The following is a 16,137-nucleotide window of genomic DNA, read 5'->3' on the forward strand; positions in this document are numbered from 1 at the left end:
TTGTTATTTCCTGGAGAAGTGCACCACCAGCTTGTCGCCGAGGCTTTGCAGAATCTGCACCAGCACCAGCAACAGCACGACGGTGACCACCATCACGTCGGTCTGGAAGCGCTGATAGCCGAAGCGGATCGCCAGGTCGCCGAGGCCACCGGCGCCGACCACGCCGGCCATCGCCGTGTAGGACACCAAGGTGATGGCGGTGACGGTAATGGCGGCGAAAATGCCTGGGCGGGCTTCCGGCAGCAAGGCATTCAGGATGATCTGCTGGGTGCTGGCGCCCATCGCCTGGGTCGCCTCGATGATCCCGCGATCGACCTCGCGCAGCGCGGTTTCCACCAGGCGCGCGAAGAAGGGTGTGGCGCCGACCACCAGTGGCGGAATGGCGCCGGCCACGCCCAGCGAGGTGCCGGTCAGCAGCACAGTGAAGGGGATCATCACGATCAGCAGGATGATGAACGGCAGCGAGCGCAGCACGTTGACCACCAGCGAGAGCAGCGCATACAGCGCCTTCTGCTCGAACATCTGCCGCGGCCCGGTGAGGAACAACAGCACGCCCAGTGGCAGCCCCAGCAGGATGGTGAACAGCAGCGAGCCGCCGAGCATCAACAGGGTGTCGAGGCTCGCCAGCCAGATCTCATACCAGTCGACGTGGGTGAAGAAGGCCAAAAGAGCATCCATCAGCGCAGTACCTCCACATGCACGTCGGCAGCCTGGAAGCGCGCCAGGGCCTGCTCGAAACTGCCACCGGTCAGGGCCAGTGTCAGTTGACCGTAAGGGGTTTGCTTGATGCGGTCGATGCGCCCGGCGAGGATGCTGTAATCCACCCCGGTCTCCCGCGCCACGGTGCCGAGTAGCGGCGCATAGGTCGCTTCACCCTGGAAGGTCAGGCGCAAGATGCGCCCCGGGACATGGGCGAAATCGTCGCGCTGCTCGCCCTCATCGATCTGTTCGTCTTCCAGCACGAAGCGCTTGGTGGTCGGCTGTTGCGGATGCAGGAACACTTCAGACACCGGGCCTTGCTCGACTATCACCCCGGCGTCCATCACCGCCACGCGATCGCAGACCCTGCGGATGACGTCCATCTCGTGGGTGATCAGCACTATGGTCAGGTTCAGCTCGCGGTTGATCTGCGCCAGCAGCTCCAGCACCGAGGCCGTGGTTTGTGGGTCGAGGGCGCTGGTGGCCTCGTCGCACAGCAGGATCTTCGGCTGGGTCGCCAGCGCGCGGGCGATGCCGACGCGCTGTTTCTGCCCGCCGGACAGTTGCGCCGGGTACTTCTTGGCGTGCTCGCCGAGGCCGACCCGCTCGAGCAGCTCGGCCACCCGTTGCTCGATGTCGCGGCGCGACAGCTCGCCGGCCAGCTTCAACGGCAGGGCGACGTTGTCGGCGACGCTTTTCGAGGCGAGCAGATTGAAGTGCTGGAAGATCATCCCGACCTGTTGGCGGAAGCGCCGCAGGCCCTTGGCGTCCAGCGCGGTGACGTCGTCACCGTCGATCTGGATGCGTCCGCCGGACGGCTCTTCCAGGCGATTGACCAGGCGCAGCAGGGTACTCTTGCCGGCGCCGGAGTGGCCGATGATGCCGAACACTTCACCGCGGGCGATGCTCAGGTCGGTGGGCTGCAGGGCCGGAATGTCGCGGCCACTGACGCGGTACGCCTTGTGGACCTGGTGGAAGTCGATCACGGGTTAAACCTTTTGGGTTTTTCGGTCTGCCGGGTAGGCATGAGGGGGCGCTAGTCTAGCCGGCACTTAATAGGCCGCAAAAATCTTTATAGGCCTATGGCTATAGCGAAAGCGTATTAGGGCCGGCGCAAGAGCGATCCATGACCGCGAGACCCAGCCAACAAGCAATACGAGCTCTCGGGTCGGTCGCGGCCATGGGCCGCTCCTACCAAGCCCTTCGTCAACCCTTGTGCTGCGGGCTGAGCAGCAGGCGCGGCACTTGCCCCGGCTTGATTAGCTGCGACAGGCGCGGGCTGAAGTTCGGGTCGATTTTCTTGATCCGCGCCGAGAGCAAGGCGGCCACCCAAGGGAAGTCCTTGGCCTGGCGAACTTCGATGCGCACCGCGCAGTTAAACGCCACGACATCGGCGGCGACCGCATCGAGCAAGCTGCGCAGGCGTTCGTTGTCCTGGGTGTCCAGCATCGGCAGGGGGATCGCGCTGCTGCTGGCCGCCGGGTCGATCAAGCGGGCCACGGGTGTGCTCGGCGGCACGGCGGGCGTTGTCGTCGGCGCGGTGCTGGGCGGTTGGCTGGCGGCGGCTTGGCGCTCGGCGGCCAGGCGCTGTTGCCGGGCCTGTTCGCTGCGCGCGGCCGCGTCACTGGCGGCGGCTTGCGCCGCGCGGCTGCGGGCCTGTTCGGCGGCGCTCAGCTCGGCGGTACGCGCCTGGGCGATGGCGCTATCCAGGCCGGTGGTCAGTGCCGGGGCTTGCGGCATAAAACCGCGGGCACGGCTCAGGGCCTTGGCGGCGCTATCCAGATCGCCTTGTTGCAGCGCGTTCTGGCCTTGTTGCAGGTAGGCCTCGGCCAGCTGGCGCTGGTACTGTTCCAGGCGCGTATCGCCGGCGGCGCGCTGCTGCAACGCGCCGAGCTGGCTTTCGGCCTCGCTGAGTTGGCCGCTGGCCAGGCTCTGGTCCAACTGGCGGAACGCCGTGATCAGCTCATCGGTCGGCACCACAGTGTTGTTCGACGGGCTCTGGCATGCGGCTAACAGCAGGGAAATAGCCACAATGGGCAGACAACGGGTAGCGAACGGCTTCATTCCTGCAACTCTCAGATGGCGCAAAACACGCGAGTCTACACCCCGTGAGGGGCTGGAACCAAACCTCGGCTGGCGTGCGCCTTTGGCGCCGTGCTCCGTCGCCGCTACGCGGTACGGCGCGGCAGAGCGAAGCTCAACAGGAACAGCGCCGCCGCCGAGACCACGATCGACGGCCCGGCCGGCGTGTCCTTGAACCAGGACAGCGCCAAGCCTGCGCAGACGGCGAGCAAGCCGAGCAGGCTGGCGCCGCAGGCCATCTGTTCCGGCGTGCGCGCATGGCGTTGGGCGGCGGCGGCCGGAATGATCAGCAGCGAGGTGATCAGCAGCACGCCGACAATCTTCATCGCCACGGCAATCACCACCGCGATCAACAGCATCAACGCCAGGCGCAGGCTGGCGATGGGCAGGCCCTCGACCTTGGCCAGTTCCTCATGCACGGTGACCGCCAGCAGCGGCCGCCACAGGGCGGTCAACGTCAGCAGCACCAGCGCGCTGCCGCCGAGAATCCAGGCCAGATCGCCGGGACTGACGGCGAGCAGGTCGCCGAACAGGTAGCCCATCAGGTCGATCCGCACGTCGCGCATAAAGCTCAGCACCACCAGGCCCAGCGACAGGGTGGTCGGTGCGAGAATCCCCAGCAGGGTGTCGGAGGCCAGCGGTTGACGCTGTTGCAGGGTGACCAGCAGCACCGCGAGCAGCACACAGCCGACCGTCACCGCCAGGGTCGGGCTGACGTCCAGCAGCAGGCCGAGGGCCACGCCGAGCAGCGCGGCATGCGCGAGGGTGTCGCCGAAATAGGCCATGCGCCGCCAGACCACGAAGGAGCCCAGCGGCCCGGCGACCAGCGCCAGGGCCAAACCGGCGAGCAGGGCGTTGAGGAGAAAATCAGGCATGGTTGCAGCCATCTCCGTGGACATGGGGTTGCACTTGGCCCTGGATGGTCAGGCCGCCGGCCGGCGGCTCGGCAACTACCGCACCGTGCAGGTCATGGGCGTGGTCGTGGCGGTGGTGGTAGATCGCCAAATCCTGGGCGTCCTGACCAAACAACTCGACGAAGGCCGGGTCGCCACTGACCTGTTCCGGATGGCCGGAGCAGCAGACGTGCCGGTTTAGGCAGACCACCTGGTCGGTGGTGCTCATCACCAGATGCAAGTCGTGGGAGACCATCAGCACGCCGCAGCCGTGGCGGTCGCGCAGGCGGGTGATCAGCCGATACAGCTCGGCCTGGCCGGCCACATCGACGCCTTGTACCGGTTCGTCGAGGACCAGCAGCTCGGGTTCGCGCAGCAGCGCGCGGGCTAGTAGCACGCGCTGCAGTTCGCCGCCGGAGATGCCTTGCAGCGGGCTGTCGATCACCTGTTCGGCGCCGACTTCGGCCAAGGCGGCGAGTGCGCGCGGACGATCGACGCCCGGCACCAGGCGCAGAAAGCGCAGCACCGAGAGCGGCAGGGTGGCGTCCACATGGAGCTTCTGCGGCATATAGCCGATGCGCAGTTTCGGCTTGCGCCAGACGCTGCCGACCTCGGTTTTCAGCAGGCCGAGCACGGCGCGCACCAGGGTGGTCTTGCCGGCGCCGTTGGGGCCGATCAGGGTGACGATCTCCCCCGGCTGCACGCTGAGCTGCACATCCTTCAGCACGCTTTGCCCGGCGAAGCTGACGCCAACGCCCTGGAGGCGGATCAGTGCGTTGCTCATTCGGCCTTCCGGCAGCCGGCGCACAGGCCGACGACTTCGACCGTCTGGCCTTCCACCGCGAAGCCAACGGCGTTGGCGCTGGCGACAATAGCCTCACTGATCGCCAACTGTTCCAGCTCGATCGCCGCGTGGCAGCTGCGACAGATCAGGAACTGGCCTTGATGGGCGTGTTCCGGGTGGTTGCAGCCGACGAAGGCGTTGAGCGAGGCGATGCGATGCACCAGACCGTTTTCCAGCAGGAAATCCAGCGCCCGATAGACAGTCGGCGGCGCGGCACGCCGGCCATCTTCTTCGGCCAGCACGCCGAGAATGTCGTAGGCGCCCAGCGGCTTGTGGCTCTGCCAGACCAGCTCCAGCACCCGCCGACGCAGGGTGGTCAGGCGCAGACCCAGGCGGGCGCAGATGGCGTCGGCTTCTGCCAGGGCGTTATGCACGCAATGGGAGTGATCGTGGGGGCGGGAAGCCAGGGGGGTCAGGATCATGGGCGGCGACGGCTGCTGGAAGAGACGTTATTCTATAACTCTTTCGCTGCGGAGTGTGCCCCCGTGTCGCGTTTGCTCGCCCTGCTGTTTTTTGTCCTCTGCGCGGCTTCGGCCCAGGCGCAGGTGCGCCTGCTGACCAGCATCAAGCCCCTGCAACTGATCGCCGCGGCGGTGCAGGAGGGGGTCGGTACGCCCGAGGTGTTGCTGCCACCGGGCGCTTCGCCGCACCACTATGCCTTGCGCCCGTCGGATGTGCGGCGAGTGCGTGAGGTCGAGCTGCTGTATTGGATCGGCCCGGATATGGAAGGCTTCCTGCCCCGCGTGCTGCAGGGCCGCAGCCTGCCCAGCGTGGCCGTGCAAGGCTTGCCGGGTTTGAGCCTGCGGCATTTTGGCGAGGATTCGGCGGCGCATGCGGAGGCTGCCGATGCTGCGGATGAGCACGATCATGAACACCGCCCAGGCACGCTGGACGCGCATCTGTGGCTGCTGCCGGCCAATGCGCGGGTGATCGCCGCGCGGATGGCCGCCGACCTGGCGGCCGCCGACCCGGCCAATGCCGCGCGCTATCAGGCCAACCTCGAGGCGTTCGGCGAGCGCCTGACGGCCTTGGATCAGCGCTTGCAAGCGCGTCTGGCCGGCGTCGCCGGCAAGCCCTACTTCGTGTTCCACGAAGCCTACGATTATTTCGAGGCGGCCTATGGCCTGCAGCACGCCGGGGTGCTCAGCGTGGCCAGCGAGGTGCAGCCGGGGGCGCAGCATGTCGCGGCGATGCGCGCGCGTTTGCAGCAGGTGGGTGCGACTTGCGTGTTCAGCGAGCCGCCGCTGCGCCCGCGGCTGGCGGAGACCCTTAGCGCCGGTTTGCCGGTGCGCCTGGCTGAGTTGGATGCCATGGGTGCTGCGTTGCCGGTGGAGGTCACGGGCTATGAGGCATTGCTGGAAAACCTGGCCGACGGCCTGGTGGAGTGCCTGAGCAGCCTATAGCTGCGCGGCGTAGCTCGGGTTGAAGCGCGCCGCTCAGCCCAACCTACACCCTGTCGCCCCTCTTAGAAGGCGAAAGGCCGCACGAAGGGTGGAAAACCGCGAAGCGTTTTCCACTGAACAGTGGCTACAGATCGAATAGGCATCACCGGGTGAACCACCTATTCGCCGGCTTTTAGCGCTTTGTCGAATGCCAGGATCACTTCGCGAATGATCTTGCGCTGCTCTGTCGGCAGGTCGAGATAGGCCTGCATCACTTCGCGCTCTTCACCCATTAAGGCCTGGTCCCAGCGACTGCGGATTTCCTGGATGCGCTGCACGGCGCCTTCGCCAAAACGCAGGGCTTGCGGATCGACCCGCAGCCACTCGGCCAGTACTTGCAGTTTGTCTTGCTCAGGAAGCGACTCGCCGCGCAGCCAACGTCTTACCGCCTGGAAAGTGATCGGGTTACCCCAATAGTGAAGGTTGAACTCCCGCTCAAGAACCGACGGACGAGGCTCGTAGCCGGCGGCGAGCATGGCGGTTTTCAGACGTTCGGCGAACTGGGCTTTCTCATTCATGGCGGCGAATTTGAAGCGCAGTTCAATCAATAAGTTGAACACCTGTTCGGTTTTCTATTGAATTAATAGTTCAATACGAATTGAACAGGATTTCCATGGCTAAGTCGCTGCTTGAACAACTCCCCGAAATCGTTGCCCGTGGGCGGCAGGTGGCGGAAAAAATCCTGGAAAGCCTGGAGGGCCGGCACCGTGTGGGGCTGCAGACACGCGAATGGGTGTTGCCGTCGAAGGACAGCAAGGTTAGCGACTGGATCAGTTCCAGCCTGCGTCAGCAGTCGCTGGCCTCGGTACAGGGCGGCTTGTTCGGCGCGGTGCAGCCGGCCCTGGGCGATGCCGATGCAGCATGGCGCAATCGCCTTATTTACGGTGACAACCTGCTGGCCATGGCCGCCTTGCTGGCTGGCGATCTTGAGAGCGGTCTGCCGAGCCTGCGCGGCAAGCTGGATCTGATCTATATCGACCCGCCATTCGACTCCAAGGCCGACTACCGCACCAAGGTCACCCTGCCCGGCGTGGAACTGGAGCAGAAACCGACGGTGATCGAGCAATTCGCCTACTCCGACACCTGGAGCGACGGCACCGCCTCCTATCTGGAGATGATCACGCCGCGACTGATCCTGATGCGCGAGCTATTGAGCGATACCGGCTCGATCTATGTGCATCTGGACTGGCATGTGGGGCACTACGTCAAGCTGGTGCTGGATGAGGTATTTGGCAGGGAATGCTTCGTTAATGAACTGATCTGGCAAGGCGCTATTGGCGACACCTCCGAGAAAAACAAGAAATTCATCAAGTCACACGACACGCTGTTCTTCTATCGGAAAACGGGTAACGACCCTGTATGGACGGATGTTTTCCAGGCATTCAGTGATGCCAGTGACAAGCTTTACAACAAAGAAGATGCAGGGGGCGTATTTCGTCTGGCGCCAATCGATAACCCCGGAGGCGGGGGGTATATCTACGACCTTGGTTATGGCGAAAAGATGCCGCGCAACGGGTATCGGATGCCCGAAGAAACCGCACGTGAATGGATCAGGCAGGGCATTCTGTTTGTTGAGTTTGGCAAGGTGCCCGGTAAGAAACTTTATAAAAATCCCGAGGGTGTGCGTTGCCGGGACGTGTGGGCTGATATCCGCTCACTGCAGGGCAGCGAGAGCATTGGCTATGCGACGCAAAAGCCTTCGGCGCTGCTGGAGCGAATCATCAAAGCCTCCTGCCCCGAAGGTGGCCTGGTCGCCGACTTTTTCGGCGGCTCCGGCACCACCGCCGCCGTAGCCGAGCGGCTGGGCCGGCGCTGGATTACCAGCGATCTGGGCAAGCCAGCCTGCATGATTATGCGCAAGCGCCTGATCGATCAGAATGCCCAGCCCTTTCTGTATCAGGCCATCGGCGACTACCAGGTCGAGGCGGCGAAAAACACCCTGGGCCGCAGTTTCCGTATCGGCGATCTGTCGCAGATAGTTCTGTCGTTGTTTGGCGCGCTGCCCTTGGCGGAAGAAGACAACCCGCTGCGCAATCTTGGCAGCATCGCCGGAGGCGGTGTGCGCACCCTGGTGTATGCCGACTCGCCGAACAAACTGACCGGCGCGGCGACCCTGAAGAAGGCGCTGGCCCAGCGCGACAGCCTGCTCGGGGGCTGGGACAAGGTGGTGGTGCTGGGTTGGAACTTCGAGCCGAATATCGGCGAGAGCATCGATGCGCTGAATGACCCGGGTCTTGAAGTGCTGGTGATTCCGCCGGACTTGCTCGACCGCCTGAAGAAGAAAGGCAGCCTGGAAAAATTGCGTGGCAGTGTGCGCTTCGCCAGCCTGCAGTACCTGAAGATCAAGCCGGTGCAACGCCAGCGTAGCGCTGACGGGCAACAGGAAAACCTCAAGGTCAACCTGGCCAACTATGTGCTGCTGTCGCCCGAGGCGATCAATCTGGACGACGACAACCGCGCCAAGTTGCAGCAGGTGATAAACGTCGAACCGCTGGCGATGATCGAGTACTGGGCAGTCGATCCGGATTACGACGGCCAGGTGTTCCGCTCGGTCTGGCAGGACTATCGCGGCAATGTGGACAACGATGGCGACCCGCTGCGGGTGGTGACCGAGGCCGTGCTGCAAGTGCCGGCCAAGACCGGCCCTCGACGGGTCTGTGTGCGGGCGGTGGATGTGTTCGGCTTCGAGGCCGAAGTGGCAGTCAACGTCGGCGTGGAGGGCGCGCAATGAGCGAGCCGAGCAAGCCGAACCGCGAACAGCTGCAACTGAGCGATGCCCTGACGCTGCGTACCAATACCCTGTGCCTCGGGCTGGAAGACGGCGTGGCGGATATCTTCGACCTGGTCACGCCGGTTACGGCCGAACTACTCAGGTGGTGGTTCGGTGCGGAAATGACCGCCACCCGCAACGGTTTGAACTTCCACCCCGGCCAACGTCAGGCGATTCTCAACTGCATCGTCGCCCATGAGGTATTGGGCTGCACCACGCTGAAGGATCTTTATCAGCAGGCTGCCGCGGATGCCTTGCTGGTCGGCCATCGTCTGAGCGAGGTCAGCCAGGCCAAGCATGCACACCCCAAGTACTGCCTGAAGATGGCCACCGGCACCGGCAAGACCTGGGTGCTGCAGGCGCTGCTGGTCTGGCAGCTGCTGAACAAGACGGCGGCGCAGGAAGCGGGCGTGGACGATGCACGCTTCACTCGCAACTTCCTCGTCGTGGCTCCCGGCTTGATCGTTTACGAGCGCTTGCTGGATGCCTTTCTCGGCAAGGAAGCGAACGGTCAGCGTGACTTCGCCAGCTCCGACGTGGCGCGCTATGCCGAGCTGTTCATCCCCGAGGCACAGCGCGAGCGAGTGTTCGGCTTCGTCCGTGGCAATACTTGCACCAAGGCCGAGATTGGCCTGAAAGCCACCGGTAACGGGCTGATTGCCATCAGTAACTGGCACCTGCTCAGCGACGTGGCAGCAGACGATGGCGAGTATGAGATGAGTGTCCCGGGCAGCCTGGCCGATCCGCAACAGCTGATCGCGGGCTTGCTGCCGCTGACGCCGGGGCGCGCGACCGGTAATAGCCTGGACGTACTGGATCGCCGCTACGCGCGCGGCGATGTCCTGGATTATCTGGTTGGCCTGCCCGAGCTGATGGTGTTCAACGACGAGGCGCACCATATCCACGCGTTCAAGCGCGAAGGTGAAGTCACCGAAGTGGAATGGCAGAAGAGCCTGAGCCTGATTGCCGAAAGCAAGGGCCGGCGTTTCGTGCAGCTGGACTTCTCGGCCACGCCCTACAACGACGTGGGCAGTGGCAAGAACAAGAAGAAGTTGTACTTCCCCCATATCATCACCGACTTCGACCTGAAGACGGCGATGGGAGCCGGGCTGGTGAAGTCGTTGGTGCTCGACCGGCGCAAGGAAATCGGCGCGCTGCCGCTGGAGTTCAAGGCCGAACGTGATGCCGATGGCAATCCGGTGTTAGGTGAGGGCCAGCGGGTGATGCTGCGTGCCGGCCTGCAGAAGCTGCGCAAGCTGGAGGTTGATTTCGCCGCCATCGACCCGAATCGCCATCCGAAGATGCTGGTGGTCTGCGAAGACACCACGGTGTCGCCTTTGGTCGTGCAGTTCCTGGCGGACGAAGGACTGGGCGAGGACGAGGTGATGGCCATCGATTCGGGCAAGAAGGCCGAGTTGGGTGAGAAGGACTGGGCACCGGTGCGCGAACGCCTGTTCAACGTCGATGCGCATGCCACGCCGCGGGTGATCGTCAGCGTGCTGATGCTGCGCGAGGGTTTCGACGTCAACAACATCTGCGTGATCGTGCCGTTGCGCTCGAGCCAGGCGCAGATCCTCCTGGAGCAGACCATCGGCCGTGGCCTGCGTCTGATGTGGCGTGACCCGGAGTACACCGATATCAAGGCGGAGAACCGTGCCTTGCTGAAGGCCGGGCAGGAGCCGCAGAGCCTGATTGACGTACTGACGATCATCGAGCACCCGGCCTTTCAGCAGTTCTATAACGAGTTGATGCTGGAGGGCCTGGCCGGCACCACCGGCGATGGCACGGACAACACCAGTGGCACCGGCGATATGCTGGCGGTTGGTCTGCGTGAGGATCACGGCCAGTACGATTTCGCCATTCCCTTCATCCTGCGCGACACCGAGGAGTGGCTGGAGCACCAGGCGCCAGATATTGGCGCGCTGCAGCCGTTCACCCAACTCAGTCAGGCACAGCTCAAGGACATGCTCGGCAAGGGCGATGTGTTTACCTCGCAGGATCTGCAGAGTCAGACGCTGTTCGGCGATTACCGCGTCGATGGCGCGGTGATGAACGTGGCGGGCTACAACGACCTGCTCGCGCGTCTGACCCGGCGCATCAGTCAGGCGCTGAGCCAGCCGCTACCCAAGGGCAACAAGATCGCCGCGCATGTGGCCAAGCCTTATCTGCAGGTCAATACCGCCGAGCTGGCTGGCTGGATCGAGAGCTATATCGAACAACAACTGTTTGGCGAACCCTTCGAGCCCTTGATGGATGAAGCCTGGCGCTTGCTGCTGTTGCAGCCGGTGTTAGAGCACATCACCCGCGTATTCGCCCTGGCGTTGATCGAGTCCGAGCAGATCGAGCCGCACGGCGAGCTGGAAGTGAAGCACCGCTATCTGTCTGAAGTGGTGAAGTTGATGATGCAGGAGAAGCACTCGACGGCCGTGAACAAGTGCATCTATGAACGGCAAGGCTGGGCGGCGCATCATGGTGGGTTGGAGCAGGGTTTTATCCAGTGGGCGAGTGCCGACTCCAGTGTTATGGCTTTCTGCAAGATCAGCGAGAACCGCCACACCTTTGCCCGCCTGCGCTATGTGCGCCAAGACGGGCTTCCGGCGTTTTATTGCCCAGATTTCCTGGTGCGCACCGGCGAAGCGGTCTACCTGGTGGAAACCAAGGCGCAGAAGGATGTGAATCACCCGGATGTGCAGCGCAAGCTGAAGGCCGCGCAGACTTGGTGCGAACGGATAAATAGTCTGCCTGCCGAGCATCGGCATGAGCTGCCTTGGCACTATGTTCTGCTCGGTGAGGCGTTGTTCCATGACTGGCGTAACAAGGGGGCAGGGTTGGCGGAGCTGCTCAAGTTTGCCAAGGTGCGGCCAGCCAACAGTGCTGCTTTGCAGCGGAGCCTGCTGTAGCTGAGTAGCGAGTTGTTACTAAGGAGTGGTTCTTTGGGAGTGGCCGAATAAGGCAGTCAACTGGTGACAAATTATCACCAGTTGACAATGGCAGCCTCCAACGGCAAACAAGGCCGCTGACTCCATGTTGGGTTGCCAGGGGGAGTTGTAAGCGGTAACGCCTGACTAAAAGGCGAAAGGCAGCGCCAGTTCCACCTGCTGGCGCTGCGCCAGCCGCCGCTGGAACTCCGCCGGATCATGGATCAGCACCGCCTGGCCGGCGAAGGATTCGGCGGCGATCAGCCGGGACAGCCAGAAGCGCACGCAGGCGATGCGCAGCAGGGCCGGCCAGAGTTCCGCTTCGGCTGGCGTGAAGGGTCGCAGCGCGGCATAGGCGCCGAGCAGGGCGCGGGCACGCGGGGCATCGAGACTGCCGTCGGCGGTCGAGCACCAGTCATTCAGGGCGATGGCCAGGTCATAGAGCATCGGCCCCGAACAGGCGTTATAGAAGTCGATCAGCCCGGCCAGGTGGGGGCCGTCGAACAGCACGTTGTCGCGAAACACGTCGGCATGCAGGTTGGCCCGCGGCAGCGCCTGGATCCGGGGCTTGAGTGCGCTGATCTCGGCCAGCGCGTCACGCAGCAGCGGCAGCTCCTGTTCCGGCAGTTGCAGCGCCAGGCTCGGGCCTTCGCTGAGCATCCAGTCCAGGCCGCGATCGCTCTTGCGCTCCAGCACCCGCTCGCGGGTGGCCAGATGCAGGTGTGCCAGCAGGCTGCCGACTTCGCTGCAGTGGTGCGCATTCGGTTGGCTGACATGCTTGCCGGGCAGGCGTGGCTGGAGCAGCGCCGGCTTCTCCGCCAGGCTGCGCAGCGCCTCGCCAGTGCTGGTGCGCAGGGCGTAGGGCACCGGCAGGCCGGCGGCGTGCAGCACGTCGAGCAGTTCGATAAAGAACGGCAGATCCTGGATCGGGCCGCGCTCCACCAGGGTCAAGACGAACTCGCCCTGCTCCAGGCTGATGAAGAAGTTGCTGTTCTCGCTACCGGCGCTGATGCCTTGAAAGTCGCGCAGGCGGCCGAGCCCGTAGGGCGCGAGAAAGGCTTCCAGCTCGGTGCGTTCGAGGGGCGTGAATACGGACATGGTCAGACCTAACGGCTAAATGGGCTGGCGCTTACCAGCTGAAAATTTCCCAGGAGGGAATCAGCATGTCGGGGTAATCCGAGCGGACAAAATTGCCGTCGCTGCCGTCGGCCCGTACCAGAAAATAGGGTTTGCCGCCTTTCGGGATGACCTTGATGGCGTACAGAAAGCCATTGACCCGGTATTCCTGGATGGTCTTGTCGCCGTCTTGGCGAATGGTCACATCGGGTTCGGCGGACACTGGCTCCTCGGCGAAGGCAGCGACCGGGCCGAGCGCTAGCAAACTGGCCAGCAACAGGCGGTTGAGTGTGCGCATGGTAACCTTGTCCCTTTGTCGTCAATGGTTCGGTCATTCTAGCGCCGGCCCCGTCGAAAAGGTTGATTCTGCGCATGTCACAAGCTCCCTTAGTCCTGGTGGACGGTTCGTCCTATCTGTATCGCGCTTTCCACGCCTTGCCGCCGCTGACCACGTCCAAGGGCCTGCCTACGGGCGCGGTCAAGGGCGTGTTGAACATGCTCAAGAGCCTGCGCAAGCAGTACCCGGACAGCCCCTTCGCGGTGGTGTTCGACGCCAAGGGCGGGACCTTCCGTGACGAGCTGTATGCCGAGTACAAGGCCAATCGCCCGTCGATGCCGGATGAGTTGCGGGTGCAGGTCGAGCCGCTGCATGCCAGCGTGCGTGCCCTCGGGTTTCCCTTGCTGTGCGTCGAGGGTGTGGAGGCCGATGACGTGATCGGCACCCTGGCCCGGCAAAGCGCCGCCGCCGGCCGTGACGTGGTGATCTCCACCGGCGACAAGGACATGGCGCAGCTGGTCTGCCCGCACGTTACCCTGGTCAACACCATGACCGGTAGCCGCTACGACGTGGATGGCGTGAAAGAGAAATTCGGCGTCGGTCCCGAGCTGATCATCGACTACCTGGCGCTGATGGGCGACAAGGTCGACAACATTCCGGGGGTGCCCGGGGTCGGTGAAAAGACCGCGTTAGGGCTGCTGGTGGGCGTCGGCGGCGGCCTGGACGTGCTCTACGCCAACCTCGACAAAGTCCCGGGGCTGCCGATTCGCGGCGCCAAGACGCTGCCGGCGAAACTCGCCGAACACCGCGAGATGGCCTACCTGTCCTATCAGCTGGCGACTATCAAGCTCGATGTGCCGCTGGATGTGCAGATCGACGACTTGCACCCCGGCGCCGCGGATAGTGCGGCCCTGGCCGAGCTGTATGCCGAGCTGGAATTCAAGAGCTGGCAGGAGGAGTTGGCGCGCGAGGCCAAGGCGGCCGGCGCCGAGTCGATCCGCGCCGGAGGCCTGTTCGATCAGCCGGCGCCGGCGCCTGCAGCGGTGATGGCGGCGAGCCCGGCCCGTGTGGAACAGCCCGCCGCCGGCGAAGCAGCGGATAGCCCGCAGAGCCCGGCGCCAGCCGAAACTCGGTATGAAACCCTGCTCGAGCCCGCGCGTTTCGAGGCCTGGCTGGACAAGCTGAAACAGGCCGAGCTGTTCGCCTTCGACACCGAGACCACCGGCCTCGACGCGCAACAGGCGCAACTGGTCGGCGTCTCCTTCGCGGTCACTGCCCATGAGGCCGCCTATGTGCCCCTGACCCACTCCTATATGGGCGTGCCGGCGCAGCTCGATCGCGACAGGGTGCTCAAGGCGCTCAAGCCGCTGCTGGAAGACCCGCGCAAAGCCAAGGTCGGGCAGCACGCCAAGTACGACATCAACGTGCTGGCGAACTGCGCCATCGGCGGCGACCCGCAGAACGGCATCAATGTGCAAGGCGTGGCCTTTGACAGCATGCTCGAATCCTATGTGCTGGACTCGACCGCCACCCGCCACAACATGGACAGCCTGGCGCTGAAATACCTCGGCCATAGCACCATCCATTTCGAAGCGATTGCCGGCAAGGGCGCCAAGCAGCTGCGCTTCGACCAGATCGCCCTGGAGCAGGCCGGCCCCTACGCCGCCGAAGATGCCGACGTGACCCTGCGCCTGCATCAGACCTTGTGGCAGAAGCTGCAAGCCGTGCCGAGCCTGGCCAAGGTGCTGACCGAGATCGAAATGCCGCTGGTGCCGGTGCTGGCGCGGATCGAGCGGCAGGGCGCGCTGGTCGACGCCAAGCTGCTCGGCATCCAGAGCCATGAGCTGGGCGAGAAGCTGGTGCAGTTGGAGCGCGAAGCCTTCGCCATCGCCGGTGAGGAGTTCAACCTCAGCTCGCCCAAACAGCTCGGCGTGATCCTCTACGAGAAGCTCGGTCTGCCGGTGTTGAGCAAGACCGCCAAAGGCCAGGCGTCGACCGCCGAGGCGGTGCTCGCCGACTTGGCCGAGCAGGACTTTCCGCTGCCCAAGGTGCTGATGCAGTACCGCTCCCTGAGCAAGCTGAAGAGCACCTATACCGACCGCCTGCCGGAGCAGATCAACCCGCGGACCGGGCGTATCCACACCTCCTACCATCAGGCGGTGACGGCGACCGGGCGGCTGTCCTCCAGTGACCCGAACCTGCAGAACATCCCGATCCGCACCGCCGAAGGCCGGCGCATTCGCCAGGCCTTTATCGCTCCGGCCGGCTACCAGCTGCTGGCGGCCGACTATTCGCAGATCGAGCTGCGGATCATGGCCCACCTGGCCCAGGACGCAGGGCTGCTGCACGCGTTCCGCCATGACCTCGATGTCCACCGGGCGACGGCGGCGGAAGTCTTCGGCGTCGAGCTGGAGCAGGTCACCACCGACCAGCGCCGCAGCGCCAAGGCGATCAACTTCGGGCTGATCTACGGCATGAGCGCCTTCGGGCTGGCCAAGCAGATCGGCGTCGACCGTAAGCAGTCGCAGGCCTATATCGACCGTTACTTCGCGCGTTATCCAGGGGTGTTGGCCTATATGGAGCGCACCCGCGAGCAGGCGGGCGAGCAGGGCTACGTCGAGACCCTGTTCGGGCGCCGCCTGTATCTACCGGAGATTCATTCGAAGAACGCCGGCCTGCGCAAGGGCGCCGAGCGCACGGCGATCAACGCGCCGATGCAGGGCACCGCCGCGGACATCATGAAGCGCGCGATGGTCGCGGTGGACAATTGGCTCGGCGAATCCGGGCTGGACGCCAAAGTCATACTGCAGGTGCACGATGAATTGGTGCTGGAGGTGCGTGAGGATCTGCTCGACGAAGTGCGCGAGCAGGTTCGCCTGCGCATGAGCGGCGCCGCCGAACTGGCCGTGCCGCTGTTGGTCGATGTCGGGGTCGGCGCGAACTGGGATGAGGCGCACTAATCGGCAGAGTCAGGCTGCGGCATAAGGTCGCAGCGCTGTCGGCGCTTTAAAACTTTAGGGGATTAGCGGGCATCTACTTATTGCGAAGAGGTTTTAAAAAGGCCCTGAACTTTCTGCCGGAGGCGGGAGTCACAAA

The 16,137-nt window shown here is 64.1% G+C and carries 13 protein-coding genes; 4 read left to right on the forward strand and 9 right to left on the reverse strand.

Annotated features, from left to right (window positions below; genetic code table 11):
* Nucleotides 1–3 precede the first annotated feature (3 nt).
* The 6 genes from FFS13_RS02905 to zur form a co-directional block, all read right to left on the reverse strand.
* Nucleotides 4–678 carry a methionine ABC transporter permease gene (locus tag FFS13_RS02905; RefSeq protein WP_137817619.1) on the reverse strand — a complete coding sequence of 225 codons (675 nt, stop codon included), beginning with the start codon at nucleotides 676–678 and terminating at the stop codon, nucleotides 4–6.
* On the reverse strand, nucleotides 678–1,685 hold the full coding sequence (locus FFS13_RS02910) for a methionine ABC transporter ATP-binding protein (RefSeq protein WP_137817620.1): 1,008 nt from the start codon (nucleotides 1,683–1,685) through the stop codon (nucleotides 678–680). Before FFS13_RS02910 ends, FFS13_RS02905 begins: the two co-directional genes overlap by 1 nt.
* A 220-nt stretch (nucleotides 1,686–1,905) precedes the next feature.
* The gene (locus FFS13_RS02915; RefSeq protein ID WP_137817621.1) at nucleotides 1,906–2,763 is read right to left on the reverse strand and encodes a PA5502 family lipoprotein; all 858 of its coding nucleotides are present in this window, start codon (nucleotides 2,761–2,763) and stop codon (nucleotides 1,906–1,908) included.
* A 104-nt stretch (nucleotides 2,764–2,867) separates the two neighbouring features.
* Complete coding sequence (gene znuB, locus FFS13_RS02920; RefSeq protein ID WP_137817622.1) at nucleotides 2,868–3,656, reverse strand: zinc ABC transporter permease subunit ZnuB; 789 nt, start codon at nucleotides 3,654–3,656, stop codon at nucleotides 2,868–2,870.
* A complete protein-coding gene (gene znuC, locus FFS13_RS02925) occupies nucleotides 3,649–4,458 on the reverse strand; it encodes a zinc ABC transporter ATP-binding protein ZnuC (protein ID WP_137817623.1) in 810 nt (269 codons plus the stop codon). Before znuC ends, znuB begins: the two co-directional genes overlap by 8 nt.
* Entirely contained in the window at nucleotides 4,455–4,940 is a 486-nt protein-coding gene (zur, locus tag FFS13_RS02930) for a zinc uptake transcriptional repressor Zur (RefSeq protein WP_137817624.1), read from the reverse strand. Before zur ends, znuC begins: the two co-directional genes overlap by 4 nt.
* 63 nt (nucleotides 4,941–5,003) lie before the next feature.
* Between zur and FFS13_RS02935 the strand changes: the two genes are divergently transcribed.
* The gene (locus FFS13_RS02935; RefSeq protein WP_256657798.1) at nucleotides 5,004–5,921 is read left to right on the forward strand and encodes a zinc ABC transporter substrate-binding protein; all 918 of its coding nucleotides are present in this window, start codon (nucleotides 5,004–5,006) and stop codon (nucleotides 5,919–5,921) included.
* 158 nt (nucleotides 5,922–6,079) lie between these two features.
* Here FFS13_RS02935 and FFS13_RS02940 read toward each other — a convergent pair whose 3' ends face one another.
* A complete protein-coding gene (locus tag FFS13_RS02940; RefSeq protein WP_137817726.1) occupies nucleotides 6,080–6,478 on the reverse strand; it encodes a transcriptional regulator in 399 nt (132 codons plus the stop codon).
* Nucleotides 6,479–6,573: 95 nt separating this feature from the next.
* On the opposite strand from FFS13_RS02940, the gene FFS13_RS02945 reads away from it, so the two are divergent.
* Together FFS13_RS02945 and FFS13_RS02950 are read left to right on the forward strand one after the other, a co-directional pair.
* Entirely contained in the window at nucleotides 6,574–8,691 is a 2,118-nt protein-coding gene (locus tag FFS13_RS02945) for a site-specific DNA-methyltransferase (protein WP_137817626.1), read from the forward strand.
* Entirely contained in the window at nucleotides 8,688–11,630 is a 2,943-nt protein-coding gene (locus tag FFS13_RS02950) for a DEAD/DEAH box helicase (RefSeq protein ID WP_137817627.1), read from the forward strand. Before FFS13_RS02945 ends, FFS13_RS02950 begins: the two co-directional genes overlap by 4 nt.
* Nucleotides 11,631–11,795: 165 nt before the next feature.
* On the opposite strand, the gene FFS13_RS02955 is transcribed toward FFS13_RS02950, so the two are convergent.
* Both FFS13_RS02955 and FFS13_RS02960 read right to left on the reverse strand, forming a co-directional pair.
* A complete protein-coding gene (locus FFS13_RS02955; RefSeq protein WP_137817628.1) occupies nucleotides 11,796–12,746 on the reverse strand; it encodes a homoserine kinase in 951 nt (316 codons plus the stop codon).
* A gap of 31 nt (nucleotides 12,747–12,777) precedes the next feature.
* Complete coding sequence (locus FFS13_RS02960; RefSeq protein WP_137817629.1) at nucleotides 12,778–13,062, reverse strand: DUF2782 domain-containing protein; 285 nt, start codon at nucleotides 13,060–13,062, stop codon at nucleotides 12,778–12,780.
* Nucleotides 13,063–13,136: 74 nt separating this feature from the next.
* On the opposite strand from FFS13_RS02960, the gene polA reads away from it, so the two are divergent.
* On the forward strand, nucleotides 13,137–16,001 hold the full coding sequence (gene polA / locus FFS13_RS02965) for a DNA polymerase I (RefSeq protein WP_137817630.1): 2,865 nt from the start codon (nucleotides 13,137–13,139) through the stop codon (nucleotides 15,999–16,001).
* The last annotated feature ends 136 nt before the right edge of the window (nucleotides 16,002–16,137 follow it).

This window comes from Pseudomonas sp. 2FG, from assembly GCF_005502935.1.
In the GTDB taxonomy this organism is placed as follows: Bacteria; Pseudomonadota; Gammaproteobacteria; order Pseudomonadales; family Pseudomonadaceae; genus Aquipseudomonas.